The following is a 20,665-nucleotide window of genomic DNA, read 5'->3' on the forward strand; positions in this document are numbered from 1 at the left end:
AGTGAAGCCCTCGCCCGAACCCTCTCCCCGCGAGCGGGGAGAGGGTGGCCGACAGGCCGGATGAGGGGCACTCCTTGCTCCGAACTACCTTACTTCGCCGCCGCAACCGCCGAGACGAGTTCCTTGACCGCGTCATCCGACGACAGATCGCCGTTGAATTCGCGGGTTACGACGTCGTAGATCGCGTTCTTGACCGCCGCCGGATTGGCGTGGCCATGGGCCATGGAGCCCATCAGCGTGCCGTTCTTGTTGGCTTCGGCCAGATCCTTGATCGCCTTCTTGCCGCAATCATCGAAGGCGGTATCCGGAACGTCGGTGCGGGCCGGAACCGAGCCCTTGACGACATTAAAAGCCGACTGGAAGGTCGGGCTTTCGATCGAGGACGCCATTTGCATCTGCGCCGGGATCTTGTCGGCGGAGACCTTGAACATCGCGAATTGGTCGGAGTTGAAGGTCACCGAGCCCTGCGTTCCCGGGAAGCGGATGCAGACGAAATCCTTACCCGGCACCTTCTTCGCCTTCAGGAATTCGCCCTTGGCCCAGTCGCCCATGAACTGCAGGCCGGCCTTGCCTTCGATGACCATGCCGGAGGCAAGATTCCAGTCGCGGCCGGAGAAGTTGTCATCGACATAGGAGCGCAACTTCGTCATGCGGTCGAAGGCTTCCTTCATCTTCGGGCTGCCGAGCGTATCGGGATCGAGATCGATGAAGGCCTTCTTGTAGAAGTCGTTGCCAAACGAGAGCACGACGGCGTCGAAGATCGTCGCATCCTGCCACGGCTGGCCGCCATGGGCGATCGGCGTGATGCCTTGCTTCTTGAAATTGTCGAGCAGCGCGATCAGCTCGTCCCAGTTCGCCGGCACCTTGCCGCCGGCCTTGTCCAGCGCTTCCTTGTTGATCCACACCCAGTTGGTGGAGTGGACGTTTACGGGAGCGGCGATCCAATGGCCGTCATATTTGGAGAATTTCTGCAGGGCGGTGGGGACCACCTTGTCCCAGCCTTCCTTATTGGCGACCGCATCGAGATTGCCGAGCGAACCTTCCTTGGCCCAGTCGAGAATGTCGAAGCCGAGCATCTGCACGGCGGTCGGCGGGTTGCCACCCGTGACGCGGGCGCGCAGAACGGTCATGGCCTCGCTGCCGCCACCGCCGGCAACCGGCATGTCGACCCAGCCTATGCCCTTCGATTCCAGATCCTTCTTCAGGACTTCCAGCGCCGACGCCTCGCCGCCCGAGGTCCACCAATGCAGGACTTCAACGCTTTCAGTCGCATGCACTACGGTCACGGTGCCCGTCATAAGAAGGGCGGCCGCAGCCACAGATGTCATCAATTTACGCATATTTTCCTCCCGGTTTTAACAGTTGCGCAGCAAGACCTCCTCCCGCTGCCTCCTCCCTGTTCCGCGCTCTTCGCGAGGAACAAATCCACCACGGCCTCCCAGCCATGGGCATTCATCTCACCTCGGCATCCACCAGCCGGTGCGCCGGCCGATATGCATGTTGAGCGTTTTTGTCTCGGTATAATCTTCCACCGCATGCCGGCCGAGCTCGCGCCCAAGTCCCGATTGGCGATAGCCGCCGAAGGGCAGTTCCGCCGCACCATCCATGAAGGTGTTCATCCAGATCGTGCCGGCCCGCACCCGTCGCCCGATCGTCAGGCACGTGTCGAAATCGCGGCTCCAGACGCCGGCGGAAAGGCCGTAATCGATGGAATTGGCGATGCGGATCGCATCTTCGGTCGTCTCGAACGTCAGCACGGAAAGGACAGGCCCGAATACCTCCTCCTTCGCCACCGCCATCTCCGGTTTAACGTCTGCGAGAATGGTCGGCGCCATGTACTGGCCGAAGCCGAAATCGATCTGGCTGCCGCCATGCGCCACGGTCGCGCCGCTCTTTGCCGCGCCGGAAACATAGCCCTGGATCTTCTGCAAATGTTGCGGCGTGATGATCGCGCCCACTTGCGTGGAAGGGTCGAGCGGATCGCCGACCCTCACCTTTTCCGACAGGCTGGCGATACGCGCCGTGACATCCTTGGCAATATCGCGATGGATGATCAGTCGCGAGCCGGCATTGCAGCATTCGCCGGCGTTGAAATAGGCGCCGAACACCGCGGCATCGACGAACTCATCGAGATTCGCGTCGGGAAAGACGATCTGCGGGTTCTTGCCGCCGAGTTCGAGCGAAACCTTCTTCAGCGTCTGCGCCGCACTCGCCATGGTCAGCCGCCCAACGCCGGTCGAACCGGTGAAGGAGATCATGTCGACATCCGGATGGCTGGTCATCGGCGCACCGACATCGGCGCCCGTGCCAACGAGGATATTAACGACGCCGGCCGGCACGCCGGCTTCCATCAGGATTTCGCCGAGCACCAGAGTCGAGCCAGACGTCAACTCGGACGGTTTGACCACCGCCGTGCAGCCGGCGGCAAGCGCAAATGGTAACTTCTGACTTACGATAAGGAACGGGAAATTCCAGGGCGTGATGATCGAGATGACCCCGATCGCTTCACGCAACACGACGCCCATCGTGCCATCGCCAAGCGTGTTGTAGCTCTCGCCGTGCAGGTCGCGTGCAAGGGCGGCCGCATAGCGCCAGATATCGGCGGAACCGGCAATCTCGCCGCGCACCTGCGTGATCGGCTTGCCGGCCTCGATCGCGTCGAGATAGGCGAGCTCCTCGGCCCGCGCCGAGATCATATCGGCAGCCTTCAGCAGGATATTGGAGCGTTCCGCCGCCGTCATGCGCGGCCAGGGACCGTGGTCGAATGCCTTGCGCGCGGCCGCGATAGCCAGATGCGCATCGTCCTTGGTCGCGGATTTATAGCGGCTGACGGTGACGCCATGGCTCGGCGCCACGCGCTCGATCGTGCCGGTCTCGATGCCTTCGACCCATTTGCCGTCGATCAGCATCTTGAATTCGCGCACTTTTACATCGGGAAGCGCCTGTGGCTTCACAAGAACCGTCATCACCATTCCCCCTTGAACTCGGCGGCGCGTTTGCCGGCAAAGGCCGCAACGCCCTCCTTGAGGTCACCGGTTTTGGCGACCAGGATCGATCCCAACGCCTCGACGGCGGACCCATTGTCCTCGCCATTAGCCGACGCGATCATCAGCTTCGCGATCTCCAGTGCCGCCGGTCCGCGCGTGGCAATCCGCGCTGCGTAATCCCTGGCGGCGGCAAGCACCGTTCCCGTTTCGACAACGGCGTCCACAAGACCGTAGGCGCGGGCTTCCTCGGCGGAAAACATCTCTCCGCCCAGCACCATACGCCGCACGATCTGCGCGCCAAACCGTTTGGTAAGCCGCTGCGTACCGGACCAGCCCGGAACCATACCAAGGCTGGTTTCCGGCAGGCCGATCCTGATCTGGCTTTCCGCAATGCGGATATCGGCCGCAGCCGCCAGTTCCAGCCCGCCGCCGAGCGCATGACCATTCAATGCGGCGATCACCGGCATGCGGAGCGTCGCCAGCCGCTCGAAAACACGATGGCCGAAGCGCACCCAGGCATGGCCGAACTCGTTGGCCGCCATACCGCCCCAGGCCTTGATATCGCCGCCGGCCGAAAAGGCCTTGCCTTCGCCGATAAGGATCGCGACGCGGACGGAACTATCCGCCTCCACATCGTCGCAGGCAGCGGCCAGCGCCTTCAGCATGTCGATGTCGAAGGCGTTGAGCTTTTCCGGCCGCGAGACGGTAATCGTCGCGACGGAACCTTCTACAGAAACCTTGACCTCACCCATGGCGCGCTCCTTCCAGAACACGCTTGGCCTTGGCGGGCAGCGTCAGACCGATAGGCGCGTCTTGGAACAAAGCTGCATCCATCACCTTCAGCCGGTCGGAGACGAGCAGCGGGAATTCCGACTGATCGAGAATATGCGCCTCCAAATCGACGCCGGGCGCGATCTCCGTCAGCAACAAACCGTCCGGCGTCAGCTTCATCACGCAGCGCTCGGTGACATAGGTGATATCCTGCCCCTGTGTGATGCCGCGGGGGCCGGAGAAGGTAACGTGCTCGACCGCGTTCACCAGCTTCTTCAGCTTGCCTTCCTTCTCGATGACAAGCCGGCCATCCTCAACACCAAGCTTCGCGCCAGCATTGAACATGCCGGAGAAGACGATCTTCTTCGCCCGCGCGGTGATATCGACGAAGCCGCCGGCGCCGGCCGTCACATGCGGCCGGAAGCTGAGGCGGGAGACATTGACTGAACCGTCGCGGCCGATCTCCAGGAAGGAGAGAAGCGAAGCGTCGAAACCGGCGCCCTGGAAATAGGTGAACTGATAGGGCGACGGCATGAAGGCGTCGGCGTTCGACGCGCAGCCGAAAGCGAAATCGAGTAGCGGCACTCCCCCCACAGCCCCTTGCTCGATCACCCAGGTGACCGCGCCATGCAGCCCCTCTTCCATCAGGATACGCGGCACATTGGCCGAAATGCCGAAACCGAGATTGACGGCGCTGCCGGATTGCAGCTCCTGCGCTACCCGCCGGGCAATGACCTTCTGGATATTGAATTCCGGCACCCGGAAGCTGTCGAGCGGCCGAAAGATTTCGCCCGAGATCGCCGGATCGTAAAGCGTCTGCGTCGTCTGTTTCTGATCCGGATCGACGACGATATAGTCGACCAGAACACCGGGGATGCGCACGTCATGCGGTTTCAGCGAGCCTTCCTTGGCAAGGCGCTTGACCTGGGCAATGACGATTCCCCCATTGTTGCGGGCGGCGAGCGCCTGGTCGAGACCGCCGAGATAGGCGCCCTCATGCTCATAGGTGAGATTGCCGCGCTCGTCGGCAGTCGTCGCCCGGATGATTGCCACCTGCGGCGCGATCGCCTTGAAATAAAGCCAGTCTTCCCCTTCGAACAGGATACGCTTCACCACCGGCTCGGCCCCGGCGGCCGCATTCATAGCGCAGCCCTCGCGGTTCGGGTCGACGAACGTATCGAGACCGACCTTGGTCAACACGCCGGGACGCTTGGCGGCGGCCTCGCGATGCATGTCGAAGAGGATGCCGGACGGAATATTATAAGCCGCGACATCGTTGTTGCCGATCATCTGCCAGATCAGCGGCGGTTCGGAACTCGACGGGCCGGACGGATAGGAGCCGCCGATGATCGTCTTCAGCAGACCTTTCCTGGCAATATGATCGACGCCCTTGATGCCGCTCATATCACCGGCGGCGATCGGATGCAGCGTCGTCAGGTCACGCGGATGGCCGGTCGCGTCGAAACGCTCGCCGATCGCCTTCAGCATCAGGTCCGGGCAGCCGAGACCGCTTGAGGAAGAGACGGAGACGATGGCGCCATCGGGGATCAGGGCAGCCGCCTCGGCGGGGGTGATATGCTTGTTCATCGCGACGCTCAAAGTCCTGGATCAATCTTGGCGGCTTCGCGGGTGGCAGCCGATTTGACGACGGCGAGACCCGTTGCCAGCGACCACACACCGTCCTCGCCGGTCGCCGACGGCTTTCCCCTGCCCTCGATCGCGCCATGAAAGGCGGCAAGCGCCGTCTCATAGAGATTGTGGTGATGGAGCGGCAGCTCGTTTTGGCCATCGCGGTCGCGCAGGTAGACATGACCGACAGGCTGCTGCGTCATGACATTGCGGCCGATCAGCGAGCCGTCGGTGCCGTGCACCTCGAAGCCGGTCTCGGCATATTTTGTGGTAAAACCGTCGTGGAACTGCGCAATGACGCCGGACCTGAACCGCAGAGCCCCCATGACGGCATCCTCAAGCCCCGCCTTGCCCATGCCACCGCTCTGGCCAAGGGCGATCGCTTCCACCGGATCGTCGTTCAGCACAAAGCGCAGCGTATCGGCATCGTGTACGGTGATATCGAGAATGACGCCGCCGCCCGCCTGCGGCTTGTCCACCCGCCAACCCTGCAGATGCGGCGGCAGATAGACGGCGTGAAAAACGCGGGCGCTCAGCGGCTTGCCGATCTTGCCGGCGGCGATTGCATCCCGCATCGCGCGGAGGCTGGCGGCATTGCGCAGATGATGGTTGGTGCCCATGATCACGCCAGCGCCCTTCGCGGTCTGCACCATGAGGCGCGCGTCTTCCAGCGTCAGCGCCAGCGGCTTTTCACAGAGCACATGCTTGCCGGCCTTGACTGCCGCCAGGGTCTGGTCGCGATGCAATTCGTTGGTCGTCGAGATGTAGACGGCATCGACATCGGGATCTGTGACGAGATCGGCGACATCCGTCACCGATTTGGCAATACCATTCTCAGCCGCATAGGCGCGGCCGCGCTCCGCGTCCCTGCTCATCACCGAGACGACGTCGCCGCCGGTTGCGCGTATTGCGCCGATCATCCATTCGCGGGCGATTGTGCTTGCACCGATCAAGCCCCATTTTACATTGGTCATGACACGGCCCTCCTTGCCGCTGGGTCCAGCCCGGTTCCGCAGCTTTGACGCACCACCAGCCGAACGGCGCTGACGATCGCCTCCGCCTCCACCTTGCCGGAATTGATCTGCTTCAAGAGCAACTGTGCGGCGCGCCGGCCCATGCCCTGCGGATCGACGGAAACCGTCGTCAGCGCCGGCACTGCACTTTCGGCCTCGATCACGTCATCGAAGCCGACCACCGCAAAATCGACGCCCGGCTCCAGCCGCCGCGCCCTCAGACCGTCGCAGACGCCGAAGGCGACCGCATCGTTGAAACACACCGCCGCCGTCGGCTTATGGGCCAGCAGCATGGCGCGGCCGACCGCTTCGACCCCGCCGGCGCGCGACGGCGCGGTCGCAACGACGAGATCGTCGTCAAATGCGATCTCCGCCTTGGCGAGCGCATCACGATAGCCGTCGAGCCGTTCGGCAAAGACGGCGGTGTCGGCAAAGCCGCCCATGAAGGCGATGCGGCGGTGGCCGAGACCGGCCAGATGCTCGACCGCCGCCGATGCGCCGGCAAAATTGTCCGACACCAGTGACGAGACCTTTGCGCCGGGAATATTGCGCACGACGATCACCACCGGAATGCCGGCATTGGTCAGCGATTTGAAGTCGGCCGCTTCCGTGCCGCGCGCGGGCGAGACGATCAGGCCGGAAATGCCGTGCTCGCGCATCGAAGCGACGACCTCCCGCTGCCGGTCTATGCTCTCGCCGGTATTGGACAGGAACTGCACATAGCCGGCCGACTGCACGACCATATCGACGCCAACGGCGAGCTCCGCAAAGAAGCTGTTGGTGAGGTCGTTGACGACAATGCCGACGATCTTCGACTTCGATTGCCGCAGATTGGCGGCACCGCGATTGTAGACGTATCCGAGCTCGCGGATCACCGCATTCACCTTGGCCCGCGTCGCCTCGTTGACCAGCGGGCTGCCCTGCAGAACGAGCGACACAGTCGATTTCGACACGCCGGCGGCGTGCGCAATATCGATGACCGTGACACGTGCCTTGCTCATGAAGCTCCACCAAATCCCTTGCTCTTTGTTGTGGGATAATTATTTGGAACGTTCCAAATTTTGTCAATGGGTAAATGGAAAGGTTTGACGAGAATGCTTAGAAGGCTGCGCGAAAACGCACAATTCGCGGACGTTTTCGGGAGAAAAATAAATCACGCGCCGAAGCCTCGTCTCCGAGAATATCCTCACAGAAACTTGGAACGATCTAAATTATTGCGCTTCGACCGGGCAGCGGAAAGAGAAAACGCCCGGCAACCGAACAGGTTACCGGGCGTCCAATGGAAACGAAAATATGCGAGCTGGACGAGCGCGCCGCTTCCCGATCCCCAAAAAAAGTGCGCCCGCGGTATCGGCGCAGATACCGCAGGCGCGTTATGCGTCCCTTGAAACCCCCAGGGAGACGCAATCCTGAAGCATGATCCCGAAAAGTGTGAAACGGTTTTCGGACAAGATCATGCTTGAGCAAAAAAGTTCGAAATCACTCCCGCTCGCCGGTGAAATTCAGCAGGAGCTGGAAGATGTTGACGAAGTTCAGGTAGAGCGACAGCGCACCGAAGACGGCGAGCTTCTGTGACGATTCCTGATCGTAGTTCTCGGCATATTGTTCCTTGATATTCTGCGTATCCCAAGCGGTCAGGCCGACGAAGACGACGATACCGATGACCGAGATCGCGAACTGCAGCGCGCTCGAACCCAGGAAGATGTTCACGACGCTGGCGATGATCACACCGAAGAGGCCCATCATCAGGAACGAGCCGATGTTGGAAAGATCACGCTTGGTCGTATAGCCATAGAGGCTGGTCGCGCCGAACATGGTCGCGGCGATGAAGAAGGTCCGCGCAATGCTGGTGCCGGTGAACACCAGGAAGATCGAAGCGAGCGACAGGCCCATGACGGCGCAGAAGGCCCAGAACATCGTCTGCGCCGTGCTAGCCGACATCGATTGGATGCGGAACGAGAAGAACAGCACGAAGGCGAGCGGCGCCAGCATGACGACCCACTTCAGCGGCGTCTGGAAGATTGGCACATAGAGCGCCGGCGTCGTGCCGACGATCAGCGCGACGATGCCGGTCACCACAAGGCCGATACCCATGTAGTTGTAGACGCGCAGCATATGCTTGCGCAGACCTTCGTCGAAGAGCGCCTGCGAGCCGGCGGCGGCTCCATAGCCGTATCGCGGATTGGTCGGGTTCATGGTCGTTCTCCTTTGATTCAAACTAGTACAGACTGCGGGCCAGCTTTGCGGCCTCGCCATCGAGCTCGGCCGCCTTGCCGTTGCCGATCAGCGCGTAAGCGACCTCACCGATCTGCCAATAGGCAGCCTGGACGTCGTCACGCTTCACATGGCTCACCTTCTGGACGGCGAAATTGCCGGGACGGACGGCAAACAGCGACAATTGACCGCCTTCGCCGGCATTGATTGTCATTTCAACGCTCGGACCGAAATCGGAGGGATAGATTTGCGCATCGGTGACGCGCCAACCCTGCGGCAGCTCCGGCAGGACGATTGCTGTCGATGCGCGGATTTCGTCCGGATTATAGGCCGCATGCGGCGGCTGCGACGTCATCGCTTCGCGCAGGGCCGTCGCCCGGTAGGCTTGCACCGCACCATCGACGAAAGCGGGCGCCGGAACGGAAGCGTTGACTTCGCTCGCGCTGAAAGCGCCGAAGGATGTATGCGCGACCCAGCCGGCCGCCATCAGCATCACGACGGCGGCAACTCGCTGGAACGAGCTCAGAACCCGGCCATAAGCCAGCCCGCGCTCCAGCCGCCGTGCGGCTTCGCGCGTTTCCGCCTTTGCTGCCAGTCCTTCGCCCGCGAGCGCCATGCGCAGCTCGCCGCGAATGCTCATATCGGCCATGACCTTGGCGGCGATCGCGGGATGTTCCGAAAGATAGGATTCCACCTCGACACGGCGCGCGACGGTCAGCTCACCGTCGACATAAGCATCGAGATCAGCGTCGATGACGGGATCAATTGTCTTCATTGCCGCCTCCGATAAGTCGAAGATGCGAAACCGCGGGTGTATTCTCGAAATTCCTCAGGCTGGCGCGGGCGCGGGCGATGCGCGACATCAGCGTGCCGACGGGAATGCCGAGCGCAGATGCCGCCTCCTGATAGGAAAGATCTTCGATCGCCACGAGATGCAGCGCTTCGCGCTGCTCTTCCGGCAGGTTGAAGAAGGCGTTACGCACCTGTTTCAGGCGCACGGCATGATCCTGCGAGGCCGGAAGTGCCTGGTCGAATTCAACAGCCGCCTCTTCATGGCGGCGATTGAGCGAGCGCGTCTGGCGCAAGCGGTCGATATGGGCATTGTGCAGGATCGAGAGCAGCCAGGTGCGCAGGTTCGCGCCGCGCCTGAAGGACGACTTTCGCTCATACGCCCTGACCAGGGCATCATGCACCAGGTCTTCCGCCTCATCCGCATTGCGGACCAGCGAACGGGCGTAGCGTCTCAGCGAACCGAGCTGCCCCAAAACATCGAATGTGCGTCCTTTGCGTTCCATACCCCAATATACGGAAGCCGAGACCATCTTATTCCACGGGCGGACAAATATTTTTTCCAAGCGGCTGCGGCAGCCGGCATTGTTGGATATATCGGGGCGCGGAAACAACAGAGGACGACTTGATGAAGAGCATCCGCATTGCAGCCGCCTTGATCCTGCGAGGCAACGGCGACACCTTACTGGTCCGCAAGCGGGGAACGTCAGCCTTCATGCAGCCGGGCGGCAAAATCGAAGCCAGTGAAACCGCCGCGGCCGCACTTATCCGCGAACTGAATGAGGAAATCGGCCTGCGATTGACTGCGACACAGCTAAGTCCTTTCGGCAGCTTCGAAGCTGAGGCCGCCAACGAGCCGGATCATCACGTGATGGCCGAGGTGTATCGCCTCGATATCGGCGATGATCGCATTCAGCCCGCCGCCGAGATCGAAGAAATACGGTGGATATCTCCAGCCAATCCGGGCGATATCCCTTTGGCACCCCTCACGGAACACCACATCCTGCCCGCTCACCGGCATCTGCTTTCCGCCGGCATGGACTAGAACCGGGTTAATTCCCCGACGCGTTCGCTTCGACCAAAACCGGATCGGCGCGATAGTCTTTCGGGAAAATGCGCTGCAGATTCTTGATCTTCGGCAGGTCGTTGATGACGATATAGGGATAGTTGGGATGGGTCGTCAGGAAGTCCTGATGATAATCCTCGGCGGCATAGAATTGCCGTGCCGGCTCGATCTTGGTGACAATGGCCCCTTCGAAAACCTTGGCGTGATTGAGCTGGTCGATATAGGCCTTGGCGACGTTGGCCTGCTCGGCATTGGTGGGGAAGATCGCCGAACGATACTGCGTGCCGCTGTCCGGCCCCTGATAGTTGAGCTCCGTCGGATCATGGGCGACAGAGAAGTAGATTTGCAGCAGATGCCCGTAACTGATCTTGTGCGGATCGAAAACGATGCGCACGGATTCGGCATGTCCGGTATCGCCGGTGCCCACCATCTCATAGTGAGCCGCGTCCTTGTTGCCGCCGGTATAACCCGACGTGGCGCTGATGACGCCGTTGACATGCTGGAACACGCCCTGCACGCCCCAGAAACAACCGCCCGCAAGAACCGCGGTCTCCGTGCCGGCGGAGCCCGGCTTTTCGTCCAGGGCCGGCGCCGGAATGACGCGAGCGTCTTCGGCCGAGGCGCTGGTAACGAATTGCAACGCAACGCCCGCAAGCAAGATCGCACCGGCGGCAAAGGCGGCCGGACGGGCAACACGCGGCAGAAGCCTGCGGATCATATCTTTCGATGCACCGTTCATGATGATCTCCTCTCGGCAGCGATTATAAAATCTCTCGTCGCTAGGGGATACGGGAGGATAGGGCATTTTGTTACACACGGGCGCGTGAAACACCGAAACGTGATGGCGCGTCACGGCCGGAATGGCAGACAAACGAATTGGAAGTCGGGAATGATCTCAGAGATCCATCATCATCTCGTGCCACGCCTTCCCGCCATGGTCGGATGCGGATGGCTTTATGTAGCGATATCCCATCTTCTCGTAGAGCGCGACGTGGTGGTCCCTGCACATGAGATGGATCGTCTTCTTGCCCATCTCGGTCATCCGGCGGATGAACTCGGTCATCAGGAGCTTGGAATAGCCTTTGCCTTGCTCGGCGGGATCGACGACGACCGACATGATGACGACGTTTGGCGCAGCCGGATCGTGACCAATCAGTTCCTTGAATTCCTCGTCCGACATCACGACGTCAAATGCGCATCCGCTGTTGATGAAACCGACAATCCGGCCCTCCGCCTCAAGGATCAGAAAGCCCTCCGGATACTCCGCTATGCGCGTTGCGATCTTTTCCAACGTCGCTGCCTCATCGCCCTCATAGGCGGAGGTCTCGATGTTGAAACAATAAGCTGCATCGCCCGGTACGGGTTGGCGGAAGGTGAGCTGCATGATCATGGATATCTCTTCAAGGTTCGTATTTCCAAGCCGATATAGCGCATTCCGGAAATGATTGTGCTGCATTGATTTCAGCTTAAAATGCACAGTATGCATTCGATCCTACGCCGCCTTGATCTCAACCTACTTGTTGTCTTCGATGCCATATACCGGCACCGAAGCATCCTCGCCGCCTCGAATGAACTGGGGATGAGCCCATCGGCCTGCAGCCATGCCATCGCGCGGCTACGCGATGCTCTCTCCGACGAGCTGTTCGTTCGCTACGGCAATGCCATGCAACCAACTGCGCAGGCGATGGAGATCTCGGCTGGTGTTGAAGAGGCGCTTCGAATCCTTGGAGACCAACTGGCCGCTGCGCAGCCCTTCCAGCCGGCGACCAGTCGCCTCGCCTTCACCTTCGCCGCGACAGATTTCACCGCGTTCGCAGTGCTGCCATCCTTGATCTCTCGCTTGGAGAAGGAAGCTCCTCACCTCCGGATCAAGGTCATCCATTCCGGGCACGAACAATCGCTCGATGATTTGGCAGCTGGGAAAGTGCACTTCGCCCTCGGTTTTACGGAGGGCTCTGCCGCCACCTATGAAGGCGTCGAGGGGTTCAACTGCTTCTCCGACGAGTATATCGTTGCTGCGCGGCAGAACCACCCTCGGATCAGCGACACTCTCACCTTGGACCAGTATCTGCGCGAGCGGCATGTCGCCGTGCTTCCGTGGAGCGACGCGGGAAGCGTCGTCAGCGGGTCGCTATCCAAAGCAGGTTATCGTCGGGACGTGGCGGTCGAGCTTCCGAGTGTGATGGCTGCTCCATTCGTCGTAGCCACGTCGGATTTTCTAATCACGATACCAAGGCGAGCGGCGGAGGGACTGGCAAAGGCAGTTCCTCTTTCGCTGTATCCTGCGCCATTCAAACTTCCGATGTACACGCTTCGGGTCTTCTATCATTCCCGGCATGCCAGTGCACCGGCGCATCGCTGGATGCAGGATCAGTTACGACAAGCCTTCTCCAGCGCCTGAAAATGACGGATGACATTGGCCTGCCGATGGAACCGCTCAATAATGCGGCGGCTTGGTGATGGCCGGCGCATCCAGCGTCTGTTCTTCCAGCGTCAGGAAGCGCTCAGTCAGCCGGTCGAGCTTCTGCCGCGTCTGCTCGATCACTTTCCACTGCTCCGCCACCTGATCGGACAGTTCCTCGATTGTCTTGGCCTGATGGGCCACCTGTTCTTCGAGCGCGGTGATGCGGCTTTGTTCGTCTGACATTTCTGTTCCCCTTCGGCAGCGATCTATAGCACTCGGATCGCGAGCGTATAGAGTCTCAATGCGGCATAGGACAGGCATAGGCGCCTTTTGACGATGATGTGACAAAACTGAAAAACAGGTGAAAAGACCCGTTACCTAACTGACATCAGGGCCTTCTAAACAGGACGGCAGGAAGCGCCGGTTCTGAAGGAACTCCCTTGGCAAGCGCTCTCTTTCTAAGATTTTCGGAGAAGCGCCTTGAAGATCATTCAGATCACCGACACGCATTTGAGCCCCAACAAGCCGCATTTCAACGGCAATTGGGAGCCGCTGGCGAAATGGATCGAGGCGTGCGGCGCCGATCTCATCATCCATACCGGCGACCTCAGCGTCGACGGCGCCGACAAGGATGAAGATCTTATCTTTTCCATGGACATGATGCGGCAAGTCTCCGTGCCGATGCTTATCGTGCCCGGCAACCACGATGTCGGTCACCTGCCGGGCTCCTATCAGCCTGTCAATCCGGAGCGGCTCGCGCGCTGGCGTCGGCTCGTCGGCCCGGATTATTGGGCGGAAGACGTCTATAATTGGCGGCTGATCGGCCTCAACAGCCTGCTTATGGGCTTCGAGGATGCCGAAGAGCAGAAGCAGTTCGACTGGCTGCAGGACATGCTCGAAAGCCGTGGCGACCGCCGCGTTGCCCTCTTCGCGCACAAGCCGCTGTTCGTCGATGCGCCAGATGAGGGTGATACCGGCTATTGGAGCGTGCGCCCGGCGCAGCGCCGCCGGCTTTATGATCTAATCGCGGCCCATGATGTCGCCCTCTTCGGCAGCGGCCATCTGCATTGGAGCTGGGAAGGCCGCTTCAACGACACGAATCTCGTCTGGGCACCGCCCGGCGCCTTCATCCTCGACAAGATGGAACGCGAAATGCCCGGCGAACGGCTGATCGGCGCTGCGATCCATCAGCTTGGCGAGACGGTATCCACCGAGCTCGTCGCCGTGCCCGGCATGACCGCCTACTTCCTCGATGACGTCGTCATGGAAGTCTATCCGCAGGCGGCACCCAAGGCACAGAAGGAGCCGACCGAATGAGCGCCCTCTCGCTTGCCGGCATCACCAAATCTTTCGGCGGCAACGCCATCCTGAAGGGCGTCAGCCTTAAGGTCGAGCCGGGCGAGTTCATCGCCCTCGTCGGCCCGTCCGGCTGCGGCAAGAGCACGCTGCTGCGCATTCTTGCGGGGCTCGATCACGCCGACAGCGGCGAAATCATCCTTGGCGGCAGCGACGTTTCCGGCGTTGCGGCGGCGGATCGCAACATCGCCATGGTCTTTCAGTCCTACGCGCTCTATCCGCACCTGACCGCCTCGGAAAACATCGCCGTGCCGCTCGCCATGCGCCGCCTGTCGCGCGTCCAGCGCCTGCCCTTCATCGGCACGCTGATCCCCGGTCAAAAGAATATCCGCTCCGGCATCATCCGCGATGTCCGCGAGATGGCGACGTCCCTGAAGATCGACCATCTGCTCGACCGCAAGCCCGGCCAGATGTCCGGCGGCCAGCGCCAGCGCGTGGCGCTCGCCCGCGCCATGGTGCGCCGCCCCGCGGTCTTCCTGATGGATGAGCCACTTTCCAATCTCGACGCCAACCTGCGCGTCCATGCCCGCGGTGAAATCGTCGACCTGCATCGCCGCGCCGGCGTGCCGACCGTCTATGTCACCCACGACCAGGCCGAGGCGCTCTCCATGGCCGATCGCGTCGCCGTGATGATCGGCGGTCAATTGCTGCAATTGGCAGCGCCGCAGACGATCTACGACGATCCGGCCCATGTCGAAGTTGCCCGCTTCGTCGGCCAGCCGCGTATCAATCTCCTGCCGGCGCGGGTCGAAAACGGCACCGTCGCCTTCGGCGGCATCCGGCTGGCGCTGGAAGACGGCAGCGTTGCCGGCAACAATGTCACGCTCGGCATTCGGCCGGAATTCGTGCGCCTCAGCCAGGGCCGTCAGGATGCGCTCGCCGCTCACATTGAGCGCATGGAATTCCTCGGCTCCGAGGTGATCCTCTATGCCAAGCTCGACGCCATCGGCGAAACCATGGTCGTCAAGCTTGCCCCGGCCGAAGTTGCCGGTCTTTCCGCCGGCGTGCCGGTTGCACTGAGCCTGTCGGCGGAACAGGCAACGGTCTTCGCCGAAGATGGCCGCCGTCTGCGCGCGAGACCCTTGACTGTCGACGCTAGCCGGGAGAAGGCCCATGGCTAGCATCGCCGCCACGTCCCTGCCGATGCAGTCGGTGGCGGCACGCGAGCGCAGCGAAGCCCGCACGGCCCTGCTGCTGGCGCTGCCCGCCATCATCCTGATCGTGCTCTTCATTCTCCTGCCGATCGTCGCCGTCGTCTTCCTCGGCTTCACCGATTTCCAGCTTGGCGACAAAAGCTTCCGCTTCGTCGCCTTCGAGAATTTCGCACATCTTCTCAGGGATCGCACATTCCAGAAATCCCTATGGAACACGGCGGTCTATACGGCGATCGTCGCGCCCTTCTCGATCGTTCTCGGCCTCGGCGTGGCACTGTTGATCGAGAGCGAAGGCATCGGCCGCAGCTTCTTCCGAACGGCCTATTTCCTGCCCGTCGCCTCGCTGATCGTCGCGATGGCAACCGTCTGGCAATATCTCTTCCATCCGACCATCGGCCCGATCAATGCGCTTCTTGCCGAAATCGGCCTGCGCGGCCCGAATTGGCTCGGCTCGTCGGCAACGGCGCTCTACAGCCTGTCGATCATCGGCGTCTGGCAGTCGGTCGGTTTCAACATGGTGCTGTTCCTCGCCGGCCTCACCGCCATTCCGCGCGAGCTCTACGCCGCCGCCGAAGTCGACGGCGCGAAATCGGCGTGGGATCGCTTCTGGCTCGTCACCTGGCCGATGCTCGGACCGACGACACTGTTCGTCACTACGATCAGCATCATCAACGCCGTCAAGGTCTTCGATACCGTCAAGACGCTGACCGATGGCGGCCCGAACCATGCCTCGGAAGTGCTGCTCTTCACCATCTACCAGGAAGGCTTCGTCTATCTCCGGGTCGGTTACGCCTCCGCGATGACGACCGTCTTTCTCGCCATCCTCGTGGTGCTGACCTTCCTGCAATATCGCGTCCAAGACCGGCAGGTGCATTACACATGACCTCGACAGGCTTCACTCCCGGCCGCATCCTGCGCCTCGCCGTGCTGATCTTCGGCTCGCTCGTCTTCCTCGCGCCCTACATCTTCATGATCTCGACCGCCGGCAAGGCACAGGACGATATCTTCACCTCCGCTCTGAAGCTCATTCCAACGCATTTCTTCTACGTCGAGAACATCACGCATGCGCTGGCCAAGGTGCCGATGGGCACGCTGCTGCTCAACGGCGTCCTCGTCTGCGGCCTGATCTTCTTCTTTCAGGTGCTGATCGCCATTCCCTGCGCTTACGCCATGGCGAAGCTGAAATTTCCGGCCGCACGCTCGATGATGGTATTGGTCATGCTTGGCCTGCTGATCCCGATCCATGCAACGGCGCTGCCGCTCTATGTCGGCTTCAACAGCCTGTCGCTGCTGAACAGCTATACCGCTCTCGTCGCGCCCTTCTCGATCTCGGTCTTCGCGATCTTCATGTTCCTGCAGTTCTTCCGGGCCATGCCCGACGACCTGATCCATGCCGCTCGCCTCGACGGCATGTCGGAACTCGGCATCGTCGCCCGCGTCATCGTGCCGAATGCCTGGCCGGCCGTCACCGCCTTCGCGATCTTCTCGGTCGTCGCACACTGGAACGACCTCTACTGGCCGCTGATCGTCGTCAGCAAGCAGGACTACGCCACGCCGCCGCTGGGCCTCATGTATTTCCGCGCCGCCGAGGCAGGCGACGATTACGGCGCGCTGATGGCCGCCACGCTGATTATCACCCTTCCCCTCGTCGGCGCATTCCTGCTCGCGCAGAAACGCTTCGTCGAGGGCATCACCATGACCGGTCTCAAAGGCTGACTGGTTCCCTAGAGCGGATGATTTTAGATCGCATCGATCTAAAATCTGAATCCGCTCTAGAATCAAAGAAGTAGAGCATGATGTCGTCCGAAAACCGCTTACACTTTTCGGCATCATGCTCGAACAGGAGAACGAGCGATGAAGCATATCACCCAGATTCTCGCCGCCGCGGCCATTTCGATGGTCGTGACGGTCCCGGCCTATGCCGAGACGACCTTGACGGTTCATTACCCCATGCCCGGCTTCTTCAAGAACGTGATGGACACGATCTCGAAGAAGTTCATGGAGGAAAACCCCGACATCAAGATCCAGTTCGCTGCTCCTTCGGCCACCTATGAAGAAGGGATTCAGACCATCCTGCGCCAGGCCGGCACGAGCGAGATGCCCGATGTCACCTTCATCGGCCTCAACCGCCTGCGCATGATGGACGAGCGCAAGGTCGCCGTCGATCTCGGCCCCCTCGTCAAGAAAGAGGGCAACATGGCCGAACAGGGCTTCTCGGACACGATCCTGAAGCTCGCCCAGGTCAAGGGCAAGCAGGTCGGCCTCGCCTTCGCAACGTCGAACCCGATCATGTACTACAACGCCGACCTGGTGAAGGCTGCCGGTGGCAATCCGGACAACCCGCCGAAGACCTGGGATGAAGTCATCGCGCTTGCCGGCAAGATCAAGGCGCTCGGCAACGGCGTCGACGGCATGGACTTCCGCTGGCAGGGCGACGACTGGATGTTCTCCGCCCTCCTCTTCGGCGCCGGCGGCAAGATGCTGAGCGACGACGAAACCAAGGTTGCCTTCAATGGTCCGGAAGGACAGAAGGCCGTCGATCTGATCGCGCGCTTCGTCAAGGAAGGCGGCATGCCGGTCTTCACCAAGCCTGCCGGCGAACAAGCCTTCGCTGCCGGCAAGGTCGGCTTCGAATTCCAGACGACCGGTGCTCTCGTCAACACCATCAAGAATGTCGGCGCCAAGTTCGACCTGCGCACCGCCAAGATCCCACTGATCGACCCGGTCAACGGCCGCCTGCCGACCGGCGGCAACGCCGTCGTCATCCTGACCCATGACCCCGTCAAGGAAGAAGCTGCCTGGAAGTTCGCCAAGTTCGCGGCCGGCCCCTATGGCGCCTCGGTCGTCGTTCCCGGCACCGGCTATGTTCCGAACAACGAACTCGCCGCCAAGTCGCCAGATTACCTTGGCGACTTCTACAAGAAGAACCCGCTGTTCCAGGCAGGCCTCAGCCAGATGTCGGTCATGATCCCCTGGTATGCCTTCCCGGGCGCCAACGGCGTCAAGGTCACGCAGACGATCGTCGACAACCTGTCGCGCATCGTCGACGACTCGGCCACGTCGAAGGAAGCGCTTGATGACGCTGCTTCCGATGTCGAAGGCATGCTGCCGCGTAGCTGAATTTCGATCTGATCGCAAAAGCCGCGCCGCTTCTCTTCGGAGAGGCGGCGTTTTTATTTGCGGCATGCTACGGAATGGCGTTGAGATCGCGGACCGTTCCACCGGGTCGTAACCGATAAGCCACGGTCAGGTGGCGCGGCGGCGCGGCATTCTCCGCCATGTCGAGCAGCAAAGAGGCTGCTGCGGCTCCCATCGTTCCGTCCGGAATTTCGACCGTCGTCAGGGAAACCTCTCCTAGAAAGCCGAGGGAAATTCCGTCGAAGCCAGCGACCGACACATCGCGCGGGATGGAAAGGCCTTGGCGTCGAAGTGCACCCATGACACCGAGCGCCAGAAGATCGTTCGACGCGATGATTGCCGTCGGGCCAAACCGCGAAACCGCATCCGAAAGATCGAGCTGTTCCAGGCTGTTCACGAAGGAAATCTCCAGGGCATCCAGGGGCTGCTGCCGCGCCGCCTCCATCGCCCTGACATAGCCGAGATAGCGCAGCCTCGCCCGATCCGATGCCGAAAAATGGCCTGATATGAACAGGATGCGGCGGTGCCCCTTGTGCAGGAGGTGCTCGGTCAGGTCCCGGCCCGCACCGAAATTATCGGTCGCAACGGCGGCGGTAAAGCGGGCGGTCGGCGGATTGCCGAGCAGCACGGTCGGCGGCAGGGCGGATGACAGGACGAGGCTGCGTTCGGGATCGCAGAGCGTGAGGATGAGACCGGTCGGCTGCTGCTGGAGAAGCGATGCGACGGCATCGGCTTCTTGTGCCGGATCATAATTCGATTGCGCGATCAGCACGCTATGCCCGGCATGCAAAGCCCTGTTCTGGATGCTCGAAAGCGATGCCGCAAAGACGGGATTGGTGATGCTGGGGATGAGCACGCCGATCGCCGGCCGGCCATTGCCGCTGCGGCTGCCGGGGCGATAGCCAAGCTCCGCCGCCGCGCGCCGCACGCGCCGGACCATTTCGTCGCTGACCGGGCCGTTGCGATTCATCACCCGGCTGGCGGTCGCAACCGAACAACCGGCGCGAAAAGCGACTTGCTGGAGCGTCGACATGATCTCACGCACCTCCGGCTTCACCTCCGGCAGCATCGAGAATAGCATCGGCCTACGGGAGTAGCCGGCTATTATCCGAGGTCCGTGACAGTTATTTGAAGGATTTTTATCTCCCTCAGCTCATCCATTTCCGATGTTCGACAAAGCGCTCCGCGACGAGATCGATGAAGATCCGCGTTTTTGTCGGCAGGTAAGTGCGGTTTGGATAGATGGCGTTGATTGAGAATTCCGCCGGCTTGTAGTCCGGCAGCATCCGCACCAGCGCGCCGGAGGCCAGATCGTCCATGATGAGAAAGCTGGGTGCCAGGAATACCCCCTGTCCGTTCAGCGCCATATAGCGCAGGGTCTCGGCACTGGTGGTCACGATATTGCCGCCGACCTTCACATCAACCTGTTTCTCGGTCTCGGTGAAAAAACGCCAGTCGTCGCCATAGGGGTAATAGGAGTAGCGCAGGCAATTGTGGCTCGCGAGATCGGCGGGTTCCGTCACGGCGGGATGCGTCCGGGGATAATCCGGTGAGCAGACCAGCACATGCCGCCAGGGCGTCAATCGCCGTGCCACCAGGCTGGAATCGGGCGGCATCGTCGTGCGGATGGCAAGGTCATAGCCCTCCTCGATCAGGTCGATCATCCGCTCGCCGATGCTCAGGTCGACCGTCACGGAAGGGTATAGGCTCAGATACTCGCTGATGACGGGGGACAGGAAGCGGGTAATATGCGTGCTGGTATAGAGTTTCAGCGTGCCGCGCGGCGTCGAGGTTGCGGCACCCGCGGCACTGTCGGCCTCCTCCAGATCGGCGAGAATCTGGCTCGACCGCTCGTAATAGAGCTTGCCGGTTTCGGTGAGACTGACTTTGCGCGTCGTGCGGTTCAGCAGCCGGACGCCGAGCCGATCCTCCAATGATTGTATATGGTTGCCGACCATGGTGACCGACATGTTAAGGCGCCGCGCGGCTGCCGAAAACCCACCGCATTCCACCACGCGACCAAACACCTGGAGGCTCGTCAGCCTGTCCATATCGACCCTCGATTATCCGCTCTGAGTTGATGATCCTTCCCGATTTAAGCACATTATCACGCGACGCGTCAGGGCGCATTCTCCAGCCATCGA

21 protein-coding genes are annotated in these 20,665 nt (G+C 61.3%); 7 read left to right on the top strand and 14 right to left on the bottom strand.

Features of this window, described 5'->3' with window-relative positions; translation table 11 throughout:
* Positions 1-89: 89 nt before the first annotated feature.
* The 9 genes from N2601_RS14185 to N2601_RS14225 form a co-directional block, all read right to left on the bottom strand.
* A complete protein-coding gene (locus tag N2601_RS14185) occupies positions 90-1,340 on the bottom strand; it encodes an ABC transporter substrate-binding protein (RefSeq protein ID WP_260303157.1) in 1,251 nt (416 codons plus the stop codon).
* A 117-nt stretch (positions 1,341-1,457) separates the two neighbouring features.
* Positions 1,458-2,966: an aldehyde dehydrogenase family protein gene (locus N2601_RS14190; RefSeq protein ID WP_260303158.1), complete on the bottom strand. Its 1,509-nt coding sequence runs from the start codon at positions 2,964-2,966 to the stop codon at positions 1,458-1,460.
* Positions 2,966-3,739 (bottom strand): enoyl-CoA hydratase/isomerase family protein, encoded by a 774-nt coding sequence (locus N2601_RS14195; RefSeq protein ID WP_104824418.1) that lies wholly within the window; start codon positions 3,737-3,739, stop codon positions 2,966-2,968. Before N2601_RS14195 ends, N2601_RS14190 begins: the two co-directional genes overlap by 1 nt.
* Positions 3,732-5,345 carry an acyl CoA:acetate/3-ketoacid CoA transferase gene (locus N2601_RS14200; protein ID WP_260303159.1) on the bottom strand — a complete coding sequence of 538 codons (1,614 nt, stop codon included), beginning with the start codon at positions 5,343-5,345 and terminating at the stop codon, positions 3,732-3,734. Before N2601_RS14200 ends, N2601_RS14195 begins: the two co-directional genes overlap by 8 nt.
* 8 nt (positions 5,346-5,353) lie before the next feature.
* The gene (locus N2601_RS14205; RefSeq protein ID WP_260303160.1) at positions 5,354-6,361 is read right to left on the bottom strand and encodes a Gfo/Idh/MocA family protein; all 1,008 of its coding nucleotides are present in this window, start codon (positions 6,359-6,361) and stop codon (positions 5,354-5,356) included.
* Entirely contained in the window at positions 6,358-7,401 is a 1,044-nt protein-coding gene (locus N2601_RS14210; protein ID WP_260303161.1) for a LacI family DNA-binding transcriptional regulator, read from the bottom strand. The genes N2601_RS14205 and N2601_RS14210 overlap by 4 nt, the downstream gene beginning before the upstream one ends.
* 478 nt (positions 7,402-7,879) lie before the next feature.
* Positions 7,880-8,596 carry a Bax inhibitor-1/YccA family protein gene (locus tag N2601_RS14215; protein ID WP_104824422.1) on the bottom strand — a complete coding sequence of 239 codons (717 nt, stop codon included), beginning with the start codon at positions 8,594-8,596 and terminating at the stop codon, positions 7,880-7,882.
* 22 nt (positions 8,597-8,618) lie between these two features.
* Positions 8,619-9,389: an anti-sigma factor family protein gene (locus N2601_RS14220; protein WP_260303162.1), complete on the bottom strand. Its 771-nt coding sequence runs from the start codon at positions 9,387-9,389 to the stop codon at positions 8,619-8,621.
* On the bottom strand, positions 9,376-9,909 hold the full coding sequence (locus N2601_RS14225) for a sigma-70 family RNA polymerase sigma factor (protein WP_260303163.1): 534 nt from the start codon (positions 9,907-9,909) through the stop codon (positions 9,376-9,378). Before N2601_RS14225 ends, N2601_RS14220 begins: the two co-directional genes overlap by 14 nt.
* A gap of 122 nt (positions 9,910-10,031) precedes the next feature.
* On the opposite strand from N2601_RS14225, the gene N2601_RS14230 reads away from it, so the two are divergent.
* On the top strand, positions 10,032-10,448 hold the full coding sequence (locus N2601_RS14230; protein WP_260303164.1) for an NUDIX hydrolase: 417 nt from the start codon (positions 10,032-10,034) through the stop codon (positions 10,446-10,448).
* Positions 10,449-10,455: 7 nt separating this feature from the next.
* Here the strand turns inward: N2601_RS14230 and msrA are convergent, their stop codons facing one another.
* Positions 10,456-11,208, bottom strand: a complete 753-nt coding sequence (gene msrA / locus N2601_RS14235) for a peptide-methionine (S)-S-oxide reductase MsrA (RefSeq protein ID WP_260303165.1) — start codon at positions 11,206-11,208, stop codon at positions 10,456-10,458.
* Between the two features lie 156 nt (positions 11,209-11,364).
* Complete coding sequence (locus N2601_RS14240) at positions 11,365-11,859, bottom strand: GNAT family N-acetyltransferase (protein WP_260303166.1); 495 nt, start codon at positions 11,857-11,859, stop codon at positions 11,365-11,367.
* Between the two features lie 90 nt (positions 11,860-11,949).
* Here N2601_RS14240 and N2601_RS14245 point away from each other — a divergent pair, with 90 nt between their 5' ends.
* A complete protein-coding gene (locus N2601_RS14245; protein ID WP_104825224.1) occupies positions 11,950-12,870 on the top strand; it encodes a LysR family transcriptional regulator in 921 nt (306 codons plus the stop codon).
* Positions 12,871-12,906: 36 nt separating this feature from the next.
* On the opposite strand, the gene N2601_RS14250 is transcribed toward N2601_RS14245, so the two are convergent.
* Positions 12,907-13,116 (bottom strand): SlyX family protein, encoded by a 210-nt coding sequence (locus tag N2601_RS14250; RefSeq protein ID WP_104824426.1) that lies wholly within the window; start codon positions 13,114-13,116, stop codon positions 12,907-12,909.
* A gap of 237 nt (positions 13,117-13,353) precedes the next feature.
* On the opposite strand from N2601_RS14250, the gene N2601_RS14255 reads away from it, so the two are divergent.
* The 5 genes from N2601_RS14255 to N2601_RS14275 all read left to right on the top strand — a co-directional run bounded on the left by N2601_RS14255 (position 13,354) and on the right by N2601_RS14275 (position 18,503).
* Entirely contained in the window at positions 13,354-14,190 is an 837-nt protein-coding gene (locus N2601_RS14255; RefSeq protein ID WP_104824427.1) for a metallophosphoesterase family protein, read from the top strand.
* A complete protein-coding gene (locus N2601_RS14260; RefSeq protein ID WP_104824428.1) occupies positions 14,187-15,350 on the top strand; it encodes an ABC transporter ATP-binding protein in 1,164 nt (387 codons plus the stop codon). The genes N2601_RS14255 and N2601_RS14260 overlap by 4 nt, the downstream gene beginning before the upstream one ends.
* The gene (locus N2601_RS14265; protein ID WP_445944962.1) at positions 15,343-16,266 is read left to right on the top strand and encodes a carbohydrate ABC transporter permease; all 924 of its coding nucleotides are present in this window, start codon (positions 15,343-15,345) and stop codon (positions 16,264-16,266) included. Before N2601_RS14260 ends, N2601_RS14265 begins: the two co-directional genes overlap by 8 nt.
* Positions 16,263-17,099 carry a carbohydrate ABC transporter permease gene (locus N2601_RS14270; RefSeq protein WP_104824430.1) on the top strand — a complete coding sequence of 279 codons (837 nt, stop codon included), beginning with the start codon at positions 16,263-16,265 and terminating at the stop codon, positions 17,097-17,099. Before N2601_RS14265 ends, N2601_RS14270 begins: the two co-directional genes overlap by 4 nt.
* Positions 17,100-17,237: 138 nt before the next feature.
* Positions 17,238-18,503, top strand: a complete 1,266-nt coding sequence (locus N2601_RS14275) for an ABC transporter substrate-binding protein (protein ID WP_104824431.1) — start codon at positions 17,238-17,240, stop codon at positions 18,501-18,503.
* Between the two features lie 67 nt (positions 18,504-18,570).
* On the opposite strand, the gene N2601_RS14280 is transcribed toward N2601_RS14275, so the two are convergent.
* Together N2601_RS14280 and N2601_RS14285 are read right to left on the bottom strand one after the other, a co-directional pair.
* Positions 18,571-19,554 carry a substrate-binding domain-containing protein gene (locus tag N2601_RS14280; RefSeq protein ID WP_104825225.1) on the bottom strand — a complete coding sequence of 328 codons (984 nt, stop codon included), beginning with the start codon at positions 19,552-19,554 and terminating at the stop codon, positions 18,571-18,573.
* A 115-nt stretch (positions 19,555-19,669) separates the two neighbouring features.
* The gene (locus tag N2601_RS14285; protein WP_104824432.1) at positions 19,670-20,572 is read right to left on the bottom strand and encodes a LysR family transcriptional regulator; all 903 of its coding nucleotides are present in this window, start codon (positions 20,570-20,572) and stop codon (positions 19,670-19,672) included.
* Between the last annotated feature and the right edge of the window lie 93 nt (positions 20,573-20,665).

Origin of the sequence: Rhizobium sp. CB3060 (assembly GCF_025200735.1) — a bacterium.
Lineage (GTDB): Bacteria > Pseudomonadota > Alphaproteobacteria > Rhizobiales > Rhizobiaceae > Rhizobium.

What these genes read in the sequence shown, in the direction of transcription:
- N2601_RS14185 (WP_260303157.1), bottom strand. Translation starts at nt 1,340, where the DNA reads ATGCGTAAATTGATGACATCTGTGGCTGCGGCCGCCCTTCTTATGACG.
- N2601_RS14190 (WP_260303158.1), bottom strand. Translation starts at nt 2,966, where the DNA reads ATGACGGTTCTTGTGAAGCCACAGGCGCTTCCCGATGTAAAAGTGCGC.
- N2601_RS14195 (WP_104824418.1), bottom strand. Translation starts at nt 3,739, where the DNA reads ATGGGTGAGGTCAAGGTTTCTGTAGAAGGTTCCGTCGCGACGATTACC.
- N2601_RS14200 (WP_260303159.1), bottom strand. Translation starts at nt 5,345, where the DNA reads ATGAACAAGCATATCACCCCCGCCGAGGCGGCTGCCCTGATCCCCGAT.
- N2601_RS14205 (WP_260303160.1), bottom strand. Translation starts at nt 6,361, where the DNA reads ATGACCAATGTAAAATGGGGCTTGATCGGTGCAAGCACAATCGCCCGC.
- N2601_RS14210 (WP_260303161.1), bottom strand. Translation starts at nt 7,401, where the DNA reads ATGAGCAAGGCACGTGTCACGGTCATCGATATTGCGCACGCCGCCGGC.
- N2601_RS14215 (WP_104824422.1), bottom strand. Translation starts at nt 8,596, where the DNA reads ATGAACCCGACCAATCCGCGATACGGCTATGGAGCCGCCGCCGGCTCG.
- N2601_RS14220 (WP_260303162.1), bottom strand. Translation starts at nt 9,389, where the DNA reads ATGAAGACAATTGATCCCGTCATCGACGCTGATCTCGATGCTTATGTC.
- N2601_RS14225 (WP_260303163.1), bottom strand. Translation starts at nt 9,909, where the DNA reads ATGGAACGCAAAGGACGCACATTCGATGTTTTGGGGCAGCTCGGTTCG.
- N2601_RS14230 (WP_260303164.1), top strand. Translation starts at nt 10,032, where the DNA reads ATGAAGAGCATCCGCATTGCAGCCGCCTTGATCCTGCGAGGCAACGGC.
- msrA (WP_260303165.1), bottom strand. Translation starts at nt 11,208, where the DNA reads ATGAACGGTGCATCGAAAGATATGATCCGCAGGCTTCTGCCGCGTGTT.
- N2601_RS14240 (WP_260303166.1), bottom strand. Translation starts at nt 11,859, where the DNA reads ATGATCATGCAGCTCACCTTCCGCCAACCCGTACCGGGCGATGCAGCT.
- N2601_RS14245 (WP_104825224.1), top strand. Translation starts at nt 11,950, where the DNA reads ATGCATTCGATCCTACGCCGCCTTGATCTCAACCTACTTGTTGTCTTC.
- N2601_RS14250 (WP_104824426.1), bottom strand. Translation starts at nt 13,116, where the DNA reads ATGTCAGACGAACAAAGCCGCATCACCGCGCTCGAAGAACAGGTGGCC.
- N2601_RS14260 (WP_104824428.1), top strand. Translation starts at nt 14,187, where the DNA reads ATGAGCGCCCTCTCGCTTGCCGGCATCACCAAATCTTTCGGCGGCAAC.
- N2601_RS14265 (WP_445944962.1), top strand. Translation starts at nt 15,343, where the DNA reads ATGGCTAGCATCGCCGCCACGTCCCTGCCGATGCAGTCGGTGGCGGCA.
- N2601_RS14270 (WP_104824430.1), top strand. Translation starts at nt 16,263, where the DNA reads ATGACCTCGACAGGCTTCACTCCCGGCCGCATCCTGCGCCTCGCCGTG.
- N2601_RS14275 (WP_104824431.1), top strand. Translation starts at nt 17,238, where the DNA reads ATGAAGCATATCACCCAGATTCTCGCCGCCGCGGCCATTTCGATGGTC.
- N2601_RS14280 (WP_104825225.1), bottom strand. Translation starts at nt 19,554, where the DNA reads ATGTCGACGCTCCAGCAAGTCGCTTTTCGCGCCGGTTGTTCGGTTGCG.
- N2601_RS14285 (WP_104824432.1), bottom strand. Translation starts at nt 20,572, where the DNA reads ATGGACAGGCTGACGAGCCTCCAGGTGTTTGGTCGCGTGGTGGAATGC.